The 18,810-nt window shown below is 45.1% G+C and carries 15 protein-coding genes, 2 tRNA genes and 3 rRNA genes; 19 read left to right on the top strand and 1 reads right to left on the bottom strand.

The features are described 5' to 3' along the window. Window positions 1-50 precede the first annotated feature (50 nt). A complete protein-coding gene (gene yihA, locus ACMXYR_RS16235; protein WP_415889656.1) occupies window positions 51-701 on the bottom strand; it encodes a ribosome biogenesis GTP-binding protein YihA/YsxC in 651 nt (216 codons plus the stop codon). Between the two features lie 214 nt (window positions 702-915). On the opposite strand from yihA, the gene ACMXYR_RS16230 reads away from it, so the two are divergent. The 19 genes from ACMXYR_RS16230 to mshL all read left to right on the top strand — a co-directional run bounded on the left by ACMXYR_RS16230 (window position 916) and on the right by mshL (window position 18,798). Beyond that, entirely contained in the window at window positions 916-1,521 is a 606-nt protein-coding gene (locus tag ACMXYR_RS16230; RefSeq protein WP_415902354.1) for a c-type cytochrome, read from the top strand. A gap of 113 nt (window positions 1,522-1,634) precedes the next feature. After that, a complete protein-coding gene (locus ACMXYR_RS16225) occupies window positions 1,635-2,258 on the top strand; it encodes a thiol:disulfide interchange protein DsbA/DsbL (protein WP_415902353.1) in 624 nt (207 codons plus the stop codon). A gap of 136 nt (window positions 2,259-2,394) precedes the next feature. Continuing rightward, window positions 2,395-3,984, top strand: coding sequence for a GGDEF domain-containing protein (locus tag ACMXYR_RS16220; RefSeq protein ID WP_415902352.1), 1,590 nt, complete (start codon window positions 2,395-2,397; stop codon window positions 3,982-3,984). Between the two features lie 45 nt (window positions 3,985-4,029). Further along, window positions 4,030-5,664 carry a ubiquinone biosynthesis regulatory protein kinase UbiB gene (gene ubiB, locus ACMXYR_RS16215; protein ID WP_415902351.1) on the top strand — a complete coding sequence of 545 codons (1,635 nt, stop codon included), beginning with the start codon at window positions 4,030-4,032 and terminating at the stop codon, window positions 5,662-5,664. An 87-nt stretch (window positions 5,665-5,751) separates the two neighbouring features. Then, window positions 5,752-6,084, top strand: coding sequence for a phosphoribosyl-ATP diphosphatase (locus tag ACMXYR_RS16210; protein ID WP_415902350.1), 333 nt, complete (start codon window positions 5,752-5,754; stop codon window positions 6,082-6,084). Between the two features lie 103 nt (window positions 6,085-6,187). Beyond that, window positions 6,188-6,442, top strand: a complete 255-nt coding sequence (tatA, locus tag ACMXYR_RS16205) for a Sec-independent protein translocase subunit TatA (RefSeq protein WP_415882862.1) — start codon at window positions 6,188-6,190, stop codon at window positions 6,440-6,442. Between the two features lie 12 nt (window positions 6,443-6,454). Then, entirely contained in the window at window positions 6,455-6,826 is a 372-nt protein-coding gene (gene tatB / locus ACMXYR_RS16200; protein WP_415882861.1) for a Sec-independent protein translocase protein TatB, read from the top strand. Then, on the top strand, window positions 6,823-7,626 hold the full coding sequence (gene tatC, locus ACMXYR_RS16195; protein ID WP_415902349.1) for a twin-arginine translocase subunit TatC: 804 nt from the start codon (window positions 6,823-6,825) through the stop codon (window positions 7,624-7,626). The genes tatB and tatC overlap by 4 nt, the downstream gene beginning before the upstream one ends. 609 nt (window positions 7,627-8,235) lie before the next feature. After that, window positions 8,236-9,775, top strand: a 16S ribosomal RNA gene (locus ACMXYR_RS16190). A 68-nt stretch (window positions 9,776-9,843) separates the two neighbouring features. Beyond that, a tRNA-Ile gene (locus tag ACMXYR_RS16185) sits at window positions 9,844-9,920 on the top strand. A gap of 24 nt (window positions 9,921-9,944) precedes the next feature. Further along, window positions 9,945-10,020, top strand: a tRNA-Ala gene (locus tag ACMXYR_RS16180). Between the two features lie 216 nt (window positions 10,021-10,236). Then, a 23S ribosomal RNA gene (locus tag ACMXYR_RS16175) occupies window positions 10,237-13,124 on the top strand. Between the two features lie 142 nt (window positions 13,125-13,266). Further along, window positions 13,267-13,382, top strand: a 5S ribosomal RNA gene (gene rrf, locus ACMXYR_RS16170). Together the 16S, 23S and 5S rRNA genes with 2 tRNA genes alongside form the textbook arrangement of a ribosomal RNA operon. A gap of 210 nt (window positions 13,383-13,592) precedes the next feature. Then, the gene (fabI, locus tag ACMXYR_RS16165) at window positions 13,593-14,363 is read left to right on the top strand and encodes an enoyl-ACP reductase FabI (protein WP_415902348.1); all 771 of its coding nucleotides are present in this window, start codon (window positions 13,593-13,595) and stop codon (window positions 14,361-14,363) included. Between the two features lie 311 nt (window positions 14,364-14,674). Then, window positions 14,675-15,604, top strand: coding sequence for a pilus assembly protein PilM (pilM, locus tag ACMXYR_RS16160; protein WP_415902347.1), 930 nt, complete (start codon window positions 14,675-14,677; stop codon window positions 15,602-15,604). Then, a complete protein-coding gene (locus ACMXYR_RS16155; RefSeq protein WP_415902346.1) occupies window positions 15,601-16,200 on the top strand; it encodes a hypothetical protein in 600 nt (199 codons plus the stop codon). The genes pilM and ACMXYR_RS16155 overlap by 4 nt, the downstream gene beginning before the upstream one ends. Then, window positions 16,193-16,873 carry a hypothetical protein gene (locus tag ACMXYR_RS16150; RefSeq protein ID WP_415902345.1) on the top strand — a complete coding sequence of 227 codons (681 nt, stop codon included), beginning with the start codon at window positions 16,193-16,195 and terminating at the stop codon, window positions 16,871-16,873. The genes ACMXYR_RS16155 and ACMXYR_RS16150 overlap by 8 nt, the downstream gene beginning before the upstream one ends. Then, window positions 16,866-17,204, top strand: a complete 339-nt coding sequence (locus ACMXYR_RS16145) for a hypothetical protein (RefSeq protein ID WP_415899524.1) — start codon at window positions 16,866-16,868, stop codon at window positions 17,202-17,204. The genes ACMXYR_RS16150 and ACMXYR_RS16145 overlap by 8 nt, the downstream gene beginning before the upstream one ends. Before the next feature lie 10 nt (window positions 17,205-17,214). Continuing rightward, window positions 17,215-18,798 carry a pilus (MSHA type) biogenesis protein MshL gene (gene mshL, locus ACMXYR_RS16140; protein ID WP_415902344.1) on the top strand — a complete coding sequence of 528 codons (1,584 nt, stop codon included), beginning with the start codon at window positions 17,215-17,217 and terminating at the stop codon, window positions 18,796-18,798. Window positions 18,799-18,810 lie beyond the last annotated feature (12 nt).

Genomic DNA, 18,810 nt, shown 5'->3' with positions numbered 1-18,810 from the left:
CCTGAGAAATTGACAGTTCCCCTTCCTAAGTTTCCCAGGGCTTTCTTTTGTTATTCGCCTTCAAATTCCTCTTCGAAATCATCTTCAGGCAGTAACCATAGATCTAAACGCTGTCGTAGCTGATCCACATTCTGTTTTTTCAATGCAGAAAAGGTTTGCACAGTCACCAAATCGCCTAGAACTGCAGTTAGTTCCTTGCGAATCTTCAACATAGTCGACTGAGCTGGGCCTTTTTTCAGTTTATCGGATTTGGTGAGAAGTACATGTAGTGGCATCTCAGTACTTAGACACCAATCCACCATCATCTGATCGAACTCTTTCATTGGATGACGAATATCCATTACAAGCACAACGCCTTGTAGGCATTGACGCTTTTGTAGGTACTCTTCCAAGTGCTGCTGCCAATGCTGTTTCATCGCGACAGGTACTTTGGCGTAGCCGTAACCCGGTAGATCGACAATACGAACACCTTCAATATTGAGATCGAAGAAGTTAATCAATTGGGTACGGCCAGGTGTTTTCGAAGTACGTGCCAACTTGTTGTTATTGGTCAGAGTGTTAATCGCACTGGATTTACCTGCATTAGAGCGGCCTGCGAAAGCGACTTCTGCGCCTATATCCGCCGGACACTGGTGTAATTTTGCCGCACTTTTATTGAATTTCGCGGTGTTGTAGTGAACGGTTTTTTGATCTGAAGACATATTTTTAAGTCGCTTTTTAAGAAATCGCTACTAAAGGAACAGAGATTGCCGTTCCAGTTTGTGTGGATATTGGTTTATAATTGCGCCAATTTTACCTGCGAACAGGCCTAAGCTCTAGTCTGCAGGGAAGTGAGGATAACATCGGTCAACGCTTAATGATTCATCATTACGCCTATGGCCGTCTAATTTTAATAGCAAGAGTCTGGGTTCATCGATGAATAAACTACTGATTAGCTTGCTGGTGACCGTTGGTATCACTGGTGTAGCTCACGCAGCGGGTGATGCTGCTAAAGGTAAAGGAATGACTGCAATGTGTGCTGCTTGTCACGGTGCTGACGGTAACAGTGCAATCGCAAACTTCCCTAAGCTAGCAGGTCAGAACGAAAAATATCTGATCAAACAGCTACAAGATATCAAATCTGGTAAGCGTACAGTTGTAGAAATGACTGGTCTTCTAAACTCTTACAGCGACCAAGACATTGCTGATATCTCTGCTTACTTTGCTAAGCAGACCGGTACTGTAGGCCACGCTGCTAAAGATCTTGTTGAACAGGGTCAGAAAATCTACCGTGCAGGTATCGCAGATAAAGGCGTTGCTGCTTGTACAGCTTGTCACGCACCAACAGGTGAGGGTAACAGCCAAGCAGGCTTCCCAAGTATCGGTGGCCAGCACGCTGCATACACTGAAAAGCAGCTAAAAGATTTTGCTAAAGGCGCGCGTAACAATGATCCACAGCAGATGATGCAGGATATTGCGGCTAAGCTAAGCGATGACGAAATCAAAGCGGTTTCTAGCTACATTCAAGGTCTGGGCAAATAAGTTCAGCTTAGATTCAAATAAGGCAGCTTAGGCTGCCTTTTTTGTACGTGGTAGGAACTTAGGTTTTATTTTATTGTCTATACTCGGTCCTATTGTTTTCGGAGCAAAGAATAATGAAAAAGTTTGGGTTTATGTTAGTGGCGTTACTTCTGCCGTTTATGGCGCAGGCGGAAACGTTTAAAGAAGGCGTGCATTACGTAAAAGTTCCTGAAGTGGGTTTAAGGGCTGATAAAAGCAAAATTGAAGTGATTGAAATGTTCGGATACCCGTGTCCGCACTGTAATAACTTTGAGCCACTGATTAAACACTGGGAAAAGAATAAAAACGAAGATGTAAACTTTGTACGTACGCCCGTCGCTTGGAATCCGAGCTGGGAACTTATGGCGCGTGCTTTCTATGCGTCTGAATTTATGAAAACGTTGGATAAAACTCATGAAGCGACTTTCCATGCGATTCACGTTGAGCGTCGTCGTTTTAGAGGTAAAGAAGATTTTGCAGATTACTACGGCAATCTAGGTGTTGATACAGGTAAGTTCCAAAGCTTGTTCAACTCATTTGCGGTTGAAACTAAGATCCGTCAGGGTCGCCAGCAGCTATCTAAATACGGTATTAAAGGTGTGCCTGCGATGGTTGTGAATGGTAAGTATCATGTGACTGCAGGTATGGCTGGAGGCCATAAGAAGATGCTTGAAGTCGTTGACTTCCTTGTTGAGAAAGAACGCTTGGCTGCCAAGTAAATAAAAAATACAATCAAAAACGCCCCCTAGAGGGCGTTTTTTTATATCTGATTGATATCAGACCTAGTGCGAAGAACAGAGTTCGACTAACATGAAGTCTGACTGATGTTGATGTTGTGTACTCCGAGGAAGTGGTGTGGCAGAAGAACAGGTAGATTGGAAGAAAAAATACCGGGAGCTTTCTCAGGATTTTGAGAAATATGAGCGTAAAACGGCTGATGTTGAACAGCAGTTGCGCCATTTAGCCGGTTATCTTTCTGTCGGCTTGGAAGGTGATAATCCTCAATTTGATGCTGAACTAACAGCATTAAAACCATTACTCCAAGAAGAGTGTGGGGAACATCTCGGCTTTTTGAAAAAAATCAGTCGTCGCATTGAAAAGCAAGTCCAACATCGAGAAGATCTTCGCGGCAAAACTGCAAAGCAAACCGTTGCAGCGCTTTTAAAATGGATTCGTATGCTGCGCACTCAAGTGCAAAATAGCGGATCACAAAATTTACTGGATTCCCTTGAACGTCGGAGTAACGAGGTTGAAGAGAAAGGTTACGATTTACCTGCTGTTCTAGGGGACCTGATTGAGCTGCAAAGCCATATTGAAACAGGTACAGAAGATAGTGCAGAGATCAGCGATAGCGACTTCTCTTTAGATACTACAGCTTCAACAGATGCGCTGGGTGATGAAGTTAAATTACTCTTAAAACGTATTGGTGCTGAACTATTAGAACTTATCAGCGGCTTATATGTGCCTAAAGAGGAAAACCCAAATGCACGTCAGCTGGTAAAACGTATCGAAGAGGGTTTTGAATTACCTCATCTACCTGAGATCGTTCATCAAGTAGTGCAGCTGGTTATCAAATCAACCAGCAATACCAGTGAAGACTTCGAAAATTATCTATTGGAACTTAGTACGCGTTTAACTGAAGTCCAAACCTTTGTGGTTGATAGTCGCCAAGAGCAGCAAGAAATTGGTCAGAACCAGCGTGATCTGGATATTCAAGTTCGACGTGACGTTAAAAAGCTGCATCACACAGTTAAAAATACCAACGATATTACAGATCTGAAGAAAGCGGTTTCACTGCAGCTTTCGGGTCTTGTTCGCGCTATGGATAGCTTTAAAAAGAAAGAGGAAGAGCGTGAGCAGCGCTTACAAGGTCGTTATGAAGACCTGATCGATAAAGTTGAATTGATGGAGCAGGAAACACGTAAGGTTAAAGCTCACATGGAAGAGGAACGCCTTCGTGCACGTACAGACCCTCTTACTGGCTTGCCAAACCGTGCCGCTTACGATGAGAATATTGACCAGGAATATGAGCGTTGGTCTCGATATCGCACGACTTTCTCTGTAGTTGTCGGAGATCTAGATTTCTTTAAGAAAATCAATGACACCTATGGTCATTTGGCCGGTGATAAAGTGCTGCGTTTGGTGGCTAAAGTTATCACTAAGAACATCCGTGTAACGGACTTTGTTGGTCGTTATGGCGGTGAAGAGTTTATTATTATCCTTCCTTCTACTGGTGCAGAAGAAGCTTCGCAGGCAATGGAAAAATTGCGGGAATCTTTAGCTAGTAGCCCATTTAATTTCCATGGAAAGCCCGTGGGGATTACAATGTCGTTCGGTGTAACAGAAATCAAAGAGGGTGATTCCCTTGATGATATCTTTGCCCGTGCTGATGAAGCATTGTATCAAGCAAAAGAAGATGGACGTAACTTGGTTAGAACTAAGTAAAGCCACTACTTACCTATTAATATTTAGCAACAAGGTTTCCCTGCTGTGAAACGTCTATCGCGAATTCTGAAGATTGTTCAGGTTTTTGCTCGGTATCGATTGGATACTCTGTTTTTGGGTTTAGCCCTTCCTTGGTATATGCGATGCCTATTTTGGTTATTGCCTTGGCGTTTATTTATTCCTGCAAAACAACCGCAAGCGGTACGCGTTCGATTAGCGCTAGAGGCTTTGGGGCCTGTTTTTGTTAAATTTGGTCAAATGCTATCAACGCGCCGTGATCTATTGCCTGATGATCTGGCAGAAGAACTAAAAAAACTACAAGATCGTGTGCCTCCATTCTCTGGCCCGCAAGCACAAGGGTTGATTGAAAAAGCCTTAGAAAAGCCTGTTTCAGAGCTATTTGCTGAGTTCGAAGTAGAGCCAATGGCGTCCGCATCGGTTGCTCAGGTCCACAAAGCAACCATGCTTGATGGTAGTGAAGTTGTAGTCAAAGTTATCCGTCCGGGAATTGGTAAAACAATTCGTAAAGACGTAGATCTTCTCTTCAGCTTGGCTCGTCTTGTTCATGTGGTTTGGGAAGAAGGACGTCGCCTGCGTCCTGTAGAAGTGGTAGCTGAGTATGAGCAAACTATCTTCGATGAGTTAGATCTTCGCAAAGAAGCGGCAAATGGCTCACAGCTAAGACGTAACTTTGAAAACAGCGATATTCTTTATATTCCTGAAATTTACTGGGATTACACACGCTCAAATGTATTGGTGATGGAGCGCATTCACGGTATTCCTGTGGCTGAAGTTGATCAGTTAAATGAACAGAATACCGATATGAAAGCGCTGGCTGAACGTGGTGTAGAGATATTCTTTACTCAGGTCTTTCGGGACAGCTTTTTCCATGCGGACATGCACCCAGGTAATATTTTTGTTTCTCGTAATAATCCAAGTTCACCGCAATACATCGCGGTGGACTTTGGAATTATTGGTTCGCTTACCCCAGGGGATCAAAGCTATTTAGCACGTAACTTCCTTGCTTTCTTTAAGCGTGACTACCGTATGGTGGCGCAACTACACGTTGATTCTGGTTGGGTTCCTGCGGACACTAATGTCGATGCATTTGAAACGGCTATCCGCAGTGTGTGTGAGCCGATCTTTGAAAAGCCTTTAAAAGATATCTCCTTCGGACAGGTACTTTTAGGTCTGTTTCAAACGGCACGTCGTTTCAATATGGAAGTGCAGCCTCAGCTTGTATTACTTCAGAAAACGCTACTAAATATAGAAGGCTTAGGTCGACAGCTTTATCCTGATCTTGATCTATGGGAAACGGGTAAACCGTTTCTAGAAAACTGGATGAAAGAGCGCATGGGGCCAAAAGGTGTTTATCGTTCTATTAAACAGCAAGCGCCTGATTGGCTAGAGAAAATGCCACATATGCCACAGCTGATTTTTGATTCGCTGAGCCAGATTAGGAATTTAGATAGTGCACGCCAGCGTGATATAAGAGCTTATCAGCAAGCGAAGGAAGCACTAGAAAGTAAAGCATCGAGAAGGCGCAATCTGGGTCTGCTTCTGATTGCAGGAGCTATAGCTGTTGCTAATCCAGATGTGATGGAATGGTTATGTGGCATGCCTCCTAGTAGTTGGATTTTAGCGGGGCTGGGTGTAGTACTATTGTTGAAACGTTCATGATCCTCCTTTAGGAGGGGATGGTGGAAGCAATATTGATCGGGTATGCTTCCGCACGTAAGTTAGTCTTAATTGAAAGTGAGTGAATAAATGAGTGACGTATTAACTCAACTGGGTGAAGTTCTGGAACAGCGTAAATCAGCAGCCCCAGACAGTTCATATGTTTCTAGCTTACATGCTAAGGGCTTGAATAAGATCTTAGAAAAGGTCGGCGAAGAAGCAACAGAAACTATTCTGGCAGCTAAAGACGCACAGATCAGCGGTAACAATAAAGATGTCATTTATGAAACAGCCGATCTTTGGTTCCACAGTTTGGTTGCATTATCGCACCTCGGTGAAGAACCACAGGCAGTCTTAGATGAATTAGCTCGCAGATTTGATTTGTCGGGCTTGGAAGAAAAAGCGTCACGCACTAAAAAATAAATACAGATCCTAAGGCGTTAATAAAAACGTGTAACGTGGATCATTCCAACAGATTTCTATGATGGCAGTTAAAAGAGCTGCTATGTGATAGCGGAGAGTAAAAATGGGTTTAGGTGGTATCAGTATTTGGCAGCTATTGATTATTTTGGCCATTATTATTCTGATTTTCGGTACTAAAAAATTCAAAAATATCGGCAGCGATCTAGGTGGTGCTGTTAAGGGCTTCAAAAAAGCCATGACAGAAGAAGAAAAGGCCAAAGAAGAAGCTGAAAACAAACAGATCAAACAGGAAGATGCTGATTTTACAGAGGCTAAAAAAGCTGACGACGTAAAAGCTGAGCAGAAGTCTGACAAGTAACAGGCTTTAACTATGTTTGATATCGGTTTTGCCGAGCTACTCATTGTTGCAGTGGTTGCGCTGGTCGTTCTTGGGCCAGATAAATTGCCAACTGCTGTAAGAACTGTCGGAATGTGGATGGGGCGTATCAAACGCACCGTCTCTTCGATACAGACAGAAATTAGCGAAGAGCTAAGAGTAGAAGAGTTAAAACGTACGACGGCTATTCAGAAACACGAGTTAGAAAAAGAACTTAATGAGATGCGTCAGCCATTTAATGATGCATTAAAAGAAGAAGTTCCAGTTAGCTCTAAGATTGTTCCGCCAGAAGCAACAGAAGAAAAGCCTCAATCTGCGAATGAGCCTACTAAGGCTGATGACAATAGCAGTACAGGAAAAGCATGAGCAATCAACAGCCTGAACACGATCAGGAACAGCCACTAATTAGCCATCTGGTTGAATTGCGCCAGAGGCTAATGTTTATCCTACTTATTATTTTAGGTTTCTTTCTTGGCTTATTTTACTTCGCCAATGATCTGTATACCTATCTATCATCGCCATTGACTGCGTTGCTGCCAACAGGCACAAGTATGATCGCGACTGATGTTACCTCTCCATTCTTTGCGCCCTTTAAGCTAACGCTTGTTGCTGCAATCTTTCTAGCGATGCCGTTTGTCTTGCATCAGATATGGGGTTTTATAGCGCCAGGCTTATATAAGCACGAAAAACGCTTTGCGATACCGTTATTAATATCGAGCATCTTTCTGTTTTATGCCGGTATAGCATTTGCCTACTTTGTAGTGTTTCCGCTTATTTTTGGCTTCTTTACCAGTGTTGGGCCAGAAAATGTTGCGGTGATGACGGATATCAGCAGTTACCTGAACTTCGTACTAAAGCTGTTCTTTGCATTTGGTATCGTTTTTGAAATCCCAATCGCTACTCTGTTATTGATCTGGTCGGGAGCTGCGACTGTTTATGGTCTAAGACAGAAGCGTGCTTATGTGATTGTTGGCTGCTTCGTCTTAGGGATGTTGTTAACGCCACCAGATGTGATTTCACAAAGCTTGCTAGCGCTTCCAATGTGGTTGTTATTTGAAGCAGGTATTATCTTAGGTGTTATCTTTGTAAGAAAGAATACAGATGATGAAGAGCTTGCTGATGAGTTTGCTGCTGCTGAAGACGAGCAAGAAGAGAATGGTAAGTAGTCTTTGAAAGCTAATAGATGATTCTATAAACGGTGTTTATTGAAAGATAAACACCGTTTTTTATGCCCGTAGAGCAGTTGACAGTCAATGTTGTATGACTAATGAACAATATTGAATATTTATTCACTTTTTTCTACTTTTTTATAGATTAGCTGTTGACCCTTTTTTAGATATCTGTAGAATTCGCCGTCCTTGCTTAGGGAGGCCGCTTTTTAAGGGGCTTCAGAGCTGAGTGAGGTGCTTAGTAAGTGATTGAAAACATTGGTTTTTAAGATCGCTTACAGAGCAGGATTCAAAGTCCGGTTGCTGAGTAAAAACTTTTTACAAAATTGCAAAATAAACGGTTGACTTTGAATGAGCGCAAAGTAGAATATGCGCCTCGCTTGAGACGAAACGCTGGTTCAGCGGAGAGTCAAGAAAGCAACGCTCTTTAACAATTTGATCAGATAATTCGTGTGGGCGCTTGTTGAGAAGAAGCAAACTTTTTCTAGACAAGCAACCAAGTGAATTCATTTAAAGCGATTTACAAAGGTTTAACGTTCTTAAGAATGTTATCCGGTTGTTTAGTACTAGAGCCCGTTACCACATTCCTGGTAACACAAATGATTTAAACTGAAGAGTTTGATCATGGCTCAGATTGAACGCTGGCGGCAGGCCTAACACATGCAAGTCGAACGGTAACATGACTAGCTTGCTAGTTGATGACGAGTGGCGGACGGGTGAGTAACGCGTAGGAATCTACCCAGTAGCGGGGGATAAGCCAGAGAAATTTGGTCTAATACCGCATACGCCCTACGGGGGAAAGCAGGGGATCTTCGGACCTTGCACTATTGGATGAGCCTGCGTGAGATTAGCTAGTTGGTGAGGTAATGGCTCACCAAGGCGACGATCTCTAGCTGGTCTGAGAGGATGATCAGCCACACTGGAACTGAGACACGGTCCAGACTCCTACGGGAGGCAGCAGTGGGGAATATTGCACAATGGGCGCAAGCCTGATGCAGCCATGCCGCGTGTGTGAAGAAGGCCCTAGGGTTGTAAAGCACTTTCAGCAGTGAGGAAAGGTTAGTAGTTAATACCTGCTAGCTGTGACGTTAACTGCAGAAGAAGCACCGGCTAACTCCGTGCCAGCAGCCGCGGTAATACGGAGGGTGCGAGCGTTAATCGGAATTACTGGGCGTAAAGCGCGCGTAGGTGGATTGGTCAGTCAGATGTGAAAGCCCAGGGCTCAACCTTGGAACTGCACCTGATACTGCCAATCTAGAATACGGTAGAGGGTAGTGGAATTTCCTGTGTAGCGGTGAAATGCGTAGATATAGGAAGGAACACCAGTGGCGAAGGCGACTACCTGGACCGATATTGACACTGAGGTGCGAAAGCGTGGGGAGCAAACAGGATTAGATACCCTGGTAGTCCACGCCGTAAACGATGTCTACTAGCCGTTGGGAGACTTGATCTTTTAGTGGCGCAGCTAACGCGATAAGTAGACCGCCTGGGGAGTACGGCCGCAAGGTTAAAACTCAAATGAATTGACGGGGGCCCGCACAAGCGGTGGAGCATGTGGTTTAATTCGACGCAACGCGAAGAACCTTACCAACTCTTGACATCCAGAGAAGTTACTAGAGATAGTTTCGTGCCTTCGGGAACTCTGAGACAGGTGCTGCATGGCTGTCGTCAGCTCGTGTTGTGAAATGTTGGGTTAAGTCCCGTAACGAGCGCAACCCTTGTCCTTATTTGCCAGCACTTCGGGTGGGAACTCTAAGGAGACTGCCGGTGACAAACCGGAGGAAGGTGGGGACGACGTCAAGTCATCATGGCCCTTACGAGTTGGGCTACACACGTGCTACAATGGCCGGTACAGAGGGCCGCGAACCTGCGAGGGTAAGCTAATCTCAGAAAACCGGTCGTAGTCCGGATTGGAGTCTGCAACTCGACTCCATGAAGTCGGAATCGCTAGTAATCGCGAATCAGAATGTCGCGGTGAATACGTTCCCGGGCCTTGTACACACCGCCCGTCACACCATGGGAGTGGATTGCACCAGAAGTAGCTAGCTTAACCTTCGGGAGGGCGGTTACCACGGTGTGGTTCATGACTGGGGTGAAGTCGTAACAAGGTAGCCCTAGGGGAACCTGGGGCTGGATCACCTCCTTAAACGAAAGCCGATTCTCGGCAAGCGTTCACACGAATTATCTGATCAGAGAAGTTAAGAGCAACGGTGTAGGCTTGTAGCTCAGCTGGTTAGAGCGCACCCCTGATAAGGGTGAGGTCGGTGGTTCAAGTCCACTCAGGCCTACCAATCAATAGCCTTACTGTTTTTCTTGGGGCTATAGCTCAGCTGGGAGAGCGCCTGCTTTGCACGCAGGAGGTCTGCGGTTCGATCCCGCATAGCTCCACCATCATCCTCTGGATGAGAAGGAAGAGTTTTAAAACATATTGTCGTTTAAGACATTATCTTTTAAAGCTTTTTTGCTTTAAACGCTCTTTAACAATTTGGATTTGATTCATTTGATTTAGATTTAAGACATGTAGTTTTACTGCATGCGCCAATTCGGCGAAATCTATCGTTACTAGCAATACAAGTTACTGTGATTCCAGACGCCTTCGGGTTATATGGTCAAGTGACTAAGCGTGCACGGTGGATGCCTTGGCAGTCAGAGGCGATGAAGGACGTTGTAACCTGCGATAAGGTTCGGGGAGGTGGTAAACAACCTTTGATCCGGACATTTCCGAATGGGGAAACCCACCTATTTATAGGTATCTTTTAACTGAATACATAGGTTATTAGAGGCGAACCTGGGGAACTGAAACATCTAAGTACCCAGAGGAAAAGAAATCAACCGAGATTCCCTAAGTAGCGGCGAGCGAACGGGGACTAGCCCTTAAGCTTTATTAGATTTAACAGAACACTCTGGAAAGTGTGGCCATAGTGGGTGATAGCCCCGTATGTGAAAGGTCTTTTAAAGTGAAATCGAGTAGGACGGCACACGTGAAACGCTGTCTGAATATGGGGGGACCATCCTCCAAGGCTAAATACTCCTGACTGACCGATAGTGAACCAGTACCGTGAGGGAAAGGCGAAAAGAACCCCTGTGAGGGGAGTGAAATAGACCCTGAAACCGTGTACGTACAAGCAGTGGGAGCCGTTTTCGGACGGTGACTGCGTACCTTTTGTATAATGGGTCAGCGACTTACTTTTAGTGGCAAGGTTAAGCATTTGCGGAGCCGTAGGGAAACCGAGTCTTAATAGGGCGTCCAGTCGCTAGGAGTAGACCCGAAACCGAGTGATCTATCCATGGGCAGGTTGAAGATGCAGTAACATGCATTGGAGGACCGAACCGACTGTCGTTGAAAAGCCAGCGGATGACTTGTGGATAGGAGTGAAAGGCTAATCAAACTCGGAGATAGCTGGTTCTCCTCGAAAACTATTTAGGTAGTGCCTCGTGTCTAACCATGGGGGGTAGAGCACTGTTTCGGCTAGGGGGTCATCCCGACTTACCAACCCGATGCAAACTCCGAATACCCATGAGTTCAATCACGGGAGACACACGGCGGGTGCTAACGTCCGTCGTGGAAAGGGAAACAACCCAGACCGTCAGCTAAGGTCCCAAAGTTTATGCTAAGTGGGAAACGATGTGGGAAGGCTTAGACAGCTAGGAGGTTGGCTTAGAAGCAGCCACCCTTTAAAGAAAGCGTAATAGCTCACTAGTCGAGTCGGCCCGCGCGGAAGATATAACGGGGCTAAGCATAACACCGAAGCTACGGATGCACTTTGTGCATGGTAGAGGAGCGTTCTGTAAGCTGTTGAAGCGGAAGCTGTAAGGCACCGTGGAGGTATCAGAAGTGCGAATGCTGACATGAGTAACGATAAGGGAGGTGAAAACCCTCCCCGCCGGAAGACCAAGGGTTCCTATCCAACGCTATTCGAGGTAGGGTGAGTCGGCCCCTAAGGAGAGGCTGAAGAGCGTATCCGATGGGAAACAGGTTAATATTCCTGTACTGCTCATAACTGCGATGGGGGGACGGAGAAGGCTAGGCTAGCGCGGCGTTGGTTGTCCGCGTTTAAGATAGTAGGTTTAGAGCTTAGGTAAATCCGGGCTCTTTTAAGACCGAGAATCGATGACGAGGTCCTTTATGGACTGAAGTAGTTGATGCCATGCTTCCAGGAAAATCCTCTAAGCTTCAGGTTATGACTAACCGTACCCTAAACCGACACAGGTGGTCAGGTAGAGAATACTAAGGCGTATGAGAAAACTCGGGTGAAGGAACTAGGCAAAATGGCACCGTAACTTCGGGAGAAGGTGCGCCGGTTTTGGTGATGGGACTTGCTCCCTAAGCTGAGGCCGGTCGAAGATACCAGGTGGCTGCGACTGTTTATTAAAAACATAGCACTCTGCAAACTCGAAAGAGGACGTATAGGGTGTGACGCCTGCCCGGTGCCGGAAGGTTAATTGATGGGGTTAGCGCTTGCGCGAAGCTCTTGATCGAAGCCCCGGTAAACGGCGGCCGTAACTATAACGGTCCTAAGGTAGCGAAATTCCTTGTCGGGTAAGTTCCGACCTGCACGAATGGCGTAACGATGGCCACACTGTCTCCACCCGAGACTCAGTGAAATTGAAATAGCTGTTAAGATGCAGTTTACCCGCGGCTAGACGGAAAGACCCCGTGAACCTTTACTACAGCTTCACAGTGGACTTTGACATTACTTGTGTAGAATAGCTGGGAGGCTTTGAAACCCTGTCGCCAGATAGGGTGGAGCCACCTTTGAAATACCAGCCTGGTAATGTTGAGGTTCTAACCCAGTTCCCTAAGCGGGATCGGGGACATTGTGTGGTGGGTAGTTTGACTGGGGCGGTCTCCTCCCAAAGAGTAACGGAGGAGCACGAAGGTACCCTCAGCATGGTCGGAAATCATGCAATGAGCGCAAGAGTAGAAGGGTGCTTGACTGCGAGACAGACACGTCGAGCAGGTACGAAAGTAGGTTCTAGTGATCCGGTGGTTCTGTATGGAAGGGCCATCGCTCAACGGATAAAAGGTACTCCGGGGATAACAGGCTGATACCGCCCAAGAGTTCACATCGACGGCGGTGTTTGGCACCTCGATGTCGGCTCATCACATCCTGGGGCTGAAGCCGGTCCCAAGGGTATGGCTGTTCGCCATTTAAAGTGGTACGCGAGCTGGGTTTAGAACGTCGTGAGACAGTTCGGTCCCTATCTGCCGTGGGCGTTTGAGATTTGAGAAGAGTTGCTCCTAGTACGAGAGGACCGGAGTGAACGAACCTCTGGTGTACCGGTTGTGATGCCAATTGCATTGCCGGGTAGCTACGTTCGGACGGGATAACCGCTGAAAGCATCTAAGCGGGAAGCCTCCTTCAAGATGAGATCTCACTGGGAACTTGATTCCCCTAAAGGGCCGTTGAAGACTACGACGTTGATAGGTTGGGTGTGGAAGCGCTGTGAGGCGTTGAGCTAACCAATACTAATTGCCCGTGAGGCTTGACCATATAACGCCCAAGGCGTTTGGCAAGTGACTTGTAAGATACGTAAGACGATAGAGAGTAACGAATTAGCGCGTAGTTAAGCTACAGTCGAAGAACTATCTAGATCAAATAAAAGAAGAATCAGATCTAAGTTGTAACAGTTTTGCTTGGCGACCATAGAGTTGTGGAACCACCTGAATCCATCCCGAACTCAGACGTGAAACGCAACATCGCCGATGGTAGTGTGGGGCTTCCCCATGTGAGAGTAGGTCATCGCCAAGCATTTAATTAAGAGAAAACCCCGGTCACACTGTGATCGGGGTTTTTTCGTGTTGGGCTAAAGAAATTAACACAGGCTCTTAAACTCGCAACTCATCTTGCCCTGGATCAACTAGTTATTTCTTACCGACCTGTTTACCGGTATCGTCATATATTTGTATTGTGCGTATGCGTAAAATAGGAATCAGTTTCGATTATTTAAAGGATATATGAATGTCTAACTTGTTAATGGCGGGTAAGAAAATACTTATTGTTGGTATCGCTAATGATAAAAGTATTGCGTATGGCTGTGCTAAAGCTCTAAAAGCACAAGGAGCGGAGTTAGCCATTACTTATTTAAACGATAAAGCAGAGCGCTTTGTACGCCCGTTAGCCGAGGAGCTAGAAGCTGATATCTTTATGCCTCTAGATGTTTCTATACCTGAGCAGATGGATGCTGTGTTCTCTGGGATTGAATCTAAATGGGGTGAGTTAGATGGTGTGATTCATTCTTTAGCTTTCTGCCCTTTAGAAGATCTACATGCACCTATCTCTGAGTGTTCACGTACCGGTTTCTTACAGGCGATGGACATATCGTGCTATTCCTTTATTGATATGGCTGCACGTGCTAAAGGCCTAATGAATAATGGAGGCTCTCTAGTGAACTTTTCTTATCTAGGTAGTGCATTGGCTACAGGTGATTACAACATCATGGGTTGTGCAAAATCGGCTTTAGAGGCTGCGACACGTTATTTAGCACGAGACCTCGGTTCTCAAGGTATTCGTGTCAACTCTATCTCACCAGGTACTATAGCCACCCGTGCGGCTGGAGGTATCAAAGATTTTGATGCCATGCTCCAGCATAATGAAGAGATGGCTTGCGATGGTAAATTACCGACAATCGAAGAAGTGGGTAACTCTTGCCTCTACTTTATGTCGCCGCTCTCTGAGGGGGTAACGGGCCAAATCCATTACGTTGACCATGGTGTTTGTATTGTAGGTTGATCTGATTCCGTCTAACTGTTCTTATATGTGCAGCTAGACGGAGCTTCTTCTTTATGGCTTTAGTTCTATTGATGAGTGAATCATCAATAAACTATGGTGTTATAAGGTAACTTTTTTCTCTCTTATATCCGATAAAACAAGGCTGTAGGGCAGCTTATTCATATAGATTCTGTTAAGTTATTCCTTATATGGCCGACACGGTTACTGAATGTTTACTTAATCATTAATCTTGGGTTTATCGATTGAAACGACCGTTTAAGCTCGGTGGATTTGTTGTTAGAGAATTAAGCGAATAGTGCAGGAGTTAACGCTTGCTTTCATTTCTTAAGAAAAAGTCTGCGGAAAACGGTTTAACTTCCCTCGTGATCAATAAGGGAGGAGTTTCTTTTGCACATGTTCGTGATGGTAACACCCAGCCGGAACTTACCTGCTGTGAGTACAGCGCGTCGACTAACCCGCTCATTGAACCAAAGCGCTTCAGAGACTTAATTGAAGCGAACAACCTTCTTGGAACGAAAACTTCTTTAGTTTTACCTGAATCTAGTTATCAAATTCATTTGGTTGAGCGCCCCGAAGTTCCTGATGAAGAGCTTGCTGAAGCTTTGCGTTGGCGTATCAAAGATTTGATCACCTTCGATGTTGAACAAGCAGTAATTGATTATATCGAACTACCAGAAGACGCCTACCGTAGCCGCAGTCGTATGGTTTATGCAGTAGCCGCCGAGCAGGCTAAGGCTGACCTTTGGGTTGAGTGGTCTAAAGAAATCGGTCTAGATGTTACAGCTGTCGATGTTCCTGAGTTAGCGTTACTTAATCTAACCGAAGATCTTGCAGATAGTGAATCTGGGTTAGCGGTATTTAATATCGGTGAAGAGGGTAGCTCAATTAACCTACTCTCTGATGGTGCTTTATATTTCACCCGTAATCTTAGTTACTGTCATACGTCAGCCCCTGAAAATGCTTCAGGTGCTGTACTCGAACTTCAGCGTTCTCTTGATTACTACGAAAGCCAAGTAGGTAAACCGCCCTGCGTGCGCCTCCTTGTCATGCCTATGCAGGCAGATGATTCGCCGCTAATGAACGAATTACGATATAGCCTTGCTTTGGATATTCATTCGTTAGATTTGAATAATCTTATATCCTCGCATATAGACCTTACAGAATCTCTTCAAACTCAGGCTACCGTCGCAATTGCTGCGGCGTTACGCACTGAATTTGCTAAAGCTGAGGTGGTTAAGTGAAACAGCGGATTAACCTCTATAACCCTCACAAATCTAAAAAGAAGTTTGAGCTTTTAAGCTTACAAGGAAGTGTTACTGTAGCTGTCGTCACTGTTACAGTTACCCTTTTATGTGGTCTTGGCCTGAAGTGGTATGCATCTGAGCAGGAAAGCACATTTGCTAAACTGCAACAGGACAAAGTTAAGATCGACGAAGCCGTTGCTACAGAGCAAGCGCGTTTTAGTAATCTTCAAGTACAACCTGAAATTTTGGCGGAGCAACAGCGTTTAAAGAACGAGATTGCCGCACGAAAAGCATTACAAAGTCTATTGCATAAAGTGCAACCTGCGCAGAGTGTAAATTTCTCTGCTTACTTGTATGCGTTGGCAGATGCTTCACTTGCTGAAAGCTGGTTAAGCCAATTTGTACTCGATAATGATCAACGTAGCTTCGCAATGAACGGGGGGGCTATCGATGGCCCGTCTGTGGCTTCCATGATTGAATCTATAGGCAATACCGAAGAATTCCAGGGTATGAGTGTTAATACTCTTAGTGTGAACGCTGAAAGTAGTGGTGTACGCTTTGAAGCGTTAGCGGAGTTGCGTAGTTATGAATAAGCGTTGGCAGGAGTGGGACAGTAAATGGAGCGAACTGACTGCACGTGAACGCGTTATGTTGCTGTTAGTTGGTTTGATTGCGCCTTTAGCATTGATATTTGTGTTCTTAATTGAGCCTGCAATGATCGTATTGCAAAAGGTGCCAAGTAAAATCGAAATCATGCAGACCAGCATCGATGCGCAAGATCAAGTTTTGCAGTTATTAAAGAGTCAGGAGCCGAAAGATCCTAACGTCGAAGCCAGAGCAGAGCTAAAACGTTTGCGTACTCAGTTATCTGAGGCAAACCGAGATATTAAGCATGCCGCTACAAACCTCGTGTCGCCTGATCAGATGCTGAGCTTGTTAAGATCAGTATTAGCCAACGAACAAGGCATTGCGCTTGTGAGTGCAAAGAGCCTACCAGTGGTAGCTAAACAGTTAAATGAAAAGCCTGCTGATGCTGACAAAGATAAAAAGCCTGAGGGACCACAAGCTGTAATTTTTATTCATCCATTTGAATTAGAGCTGGAAGGGACTTATCAGGGGTTATATGACTATTTGCAGAAAATAGAACAGCTGGATGGTGTGTTCTTTTGGGATGCTTTGGAATATAAAGTTGACGAGTATCCTGCTGCAAATGTGAAGATTAAAGTTCATACCTTAAGCTCTGAAGCGGGGTGGTTAGGTGCCTAAATTAGTCATTTTGTTAATTACATTACTTGGCAGTAGTTGCATTTACGCCGAGCGCTTACCAGCTGATCCTACAAAGCCTTTGGCTACATATGTTTCAGTCGGCGATATCAAAAAGCCTGAGCAGGGGTATGTTCTCAGTTCTCTAATTGTGGGTAAGCGAATCCCTTCTGCGATTATTAATGGTCAACGTGTGCAGAAGGGTGATCTGGTTGATGGTGCCGAAGTGGTCGAAATCAACCGTACAGGAGTTAAGTTGAACACTGGAAGTGAATATCAGATGATCTCTTTAGCTGAACGAAAGGGTTTTAGCAAAGTTAAGAGTGGGAAATAGGCTAGAAATAATGATGAAACGTATTTTCAGTACTCTTGCGATGGGCAGTGTTCTTGTCTTAAGTGGATGTCAGGCTCTTCCTCCTGTTGCTGGGACGACCACTAAGCAAGTAGGTGAGTCCGCAATTGAAGCAGCGATTGAAGAGAATCAGAAAGCGGTTACTGCAGCGCCCCCTCCACCGCCTCTTGTTCCTGCGCTTTTACCTCCCCTTGAGTTACAAAACAGCCAGACTACAAATGAAGAACGTTTTGATATTACGGCGGAAGCATTGCCTGCAAAAGATTTCTTCATGGGGTTGGTACAAGGTACACCGTATAACATGATCGTTCATGAAGCGGTTGGCGGTAGCATCTCACTTGAATTAAAAAATGTAAGTGTCGCTGAAGTTATGCAAGCAGTGCAGCGTGTCTACGGTTATGAATTCGAACGTACTGGTAACCTATATCAAGTGTTGCCAGCTTCCTTACAAACTGAACTGTTCCAGATTAATTACTTAGACATTCAGCGTGATGGCACATCTGATACTCAAGTGAGCGCAGGTTCAGTGAGTACTTCAGGTGAAAACTCGAGTGCAGAGGAAGTAATTGGTACTCGTATCAGTACTAAAACGTCGACCAATTTTTGGGGTAACTTAAAAAGTACCCTAGACACTATTGTTGCTGGTGAAGGCCGCAAAGTAGTTGTAACCCCGCAGACAGGTGTTGTTGTAGTACGTGCACTACCAAGCGAACTTTCCACTGTGCGTGAATATTTGGCACAAGCTGAACTTATCCTGCATCGTCAGGTAGTGATTGAAGCAAAAATTTTAGAAGTAACGCTGAATAATGGTTTCCAGGCAGGTGTTAACTGGTCTGTATTAGGCAAGCCAGGGCAAGGTAATACTGCTCTTTTTAGTCAGTCTTCAGTGGGGTTAACTAATGACGATGCAATTGGTGGTATCTTCAAAGCTGATCTGAGTGTTGGTGATTTCACAGCGGTAATTGAATTGTTAGGTAGTCAGGGTGATGTGCAGGTGTTGTCGAGCCCACGAGTATCTACCGTGAATAATCAGAAAGCTGTGATCAAAGTTGGTACAGATGAGTTCTTTGTTACTGAAGTTGAAAATACCACTACGACAGGTACGAGTACAACTTCGTCACCGAGTATTGAGCTGACACCTTTCTTCTCGGGTATTGCGTTGGATGTTACACCACAGATCAGCGCCAGTGGCGATATCGTTTTACATATTCACCCAACCGTTTCTGAAGTGGTAGATCAGCAGAAACAGATCAGTGTAGGTACTGATGATTTCAATATTCCGTTGGCACTAAGCTCTATTCGCGAGTCGGACAGTATTGTTCGTGCAGAGAGTGGTCAAGTGATCGTAATTGGCGGTTTGATGAAGTCTACAGATAGTGATCTACGTGCTAAAACTCCAGGTTTAGGAGATCTTCCGGGTGTTGGTAACTTGTTTAAGCAAAAGCGCCAAGCGGGTAGTAAAACTGAACTTGTGATTATGTTGCGGCCTGTATTAGCTAACCACGATAATCTGCAGAATGAGCTAAAGCGCAGTTTGCGATCTTTCCAGAGTCTGCAATCTACACCAGCAATGTGATAGGGGTGCTGG

The organism is Neptuniibacter sp. QD29_5 (genome assembly GCF_047778125.1).
In the GTDB taxonomy this organism is placed as follows: Bacteria; Pseudomonadota; Gammaproteobacteria; order Pseudomonadales; family Balneatricaceae; genus Neptuniibacter.
Note: the sequence above shows the minus strand (reverse complement) of the source record. Positions and strands in the feature narration are given on the sequence as shown.

Excerpts from the sequence above, each read along its gene's own strand:
- yihA (WP_415889656.1), bottom strand. The coding sequence starts at position 701 with ATGTCTTCAGATCAAAAAACCGTTCACTACAACACCGCGAAATTCAAT.
- ACMXYR_RS16230 (WP_415902354.1), top strand. The coding sequence starts at position 916 with ATGAATAAACTACTGATTAGCTTGCTGGTGACCGTTGGTATCACTGGT.
- ACMXYR_RS16225 (WP_415902353.1), top strand. The coding sequence starts at position 1,635 with ATGAAAAAGTTTGGGTTTATGTTAGTGGCGTTACTTCTGCCGTTTATG.
- ACMXYR_RS16210 (WP_415902350.1), top strand. The coding sequence starts at position 5,752 with ATGAGTGACGTATTAACTCAACTGGGTGAAGTTCTGGAACAGCGTAAA.
- tatA (WP_415882862.1), top strand. The coding sequence starts at position 6,188 with ATGGGTTTAGGTGGTATCAGTATTTGGCAGCTATTGATTATTTTGGCC.
- tatB (WP_415882861.1), top strand. The coding sequence starts at position 6,455 with ATGTTTGATATCGGTTTTGCCGAGCTACTCATTGTTGCAGTGGTTGCG.
- tatC (WP_415902349.1), top strand. The coding sequence starts at position 6,823 with ATGAGCAATCAACAGCCTGAACACGATCAGGAACAGCCACTAATTAGC.
- fabI (WP_415902348.1), top strand. The coding sequence starts at position 13,593 with ATGTCTAACTTGTTAATGGCGGGTAAGAAAATACTTATTGTTGGTATC.
- ACMXYR_RS16150 (WP_415902345.1), top strand. The coding sequence starts at position 16,193 with ATGAATAAGCGTTGGCAGGAGTGGGACAGTAAATGGAGCGAACTGACT.
- mshL (WP_415902344.1), top strand. The coding sequence starts at position 17,215 with ATGATGAAACGTATTTTCAGTACTCTTGCGATGGGCAGTGTTCTTGTC.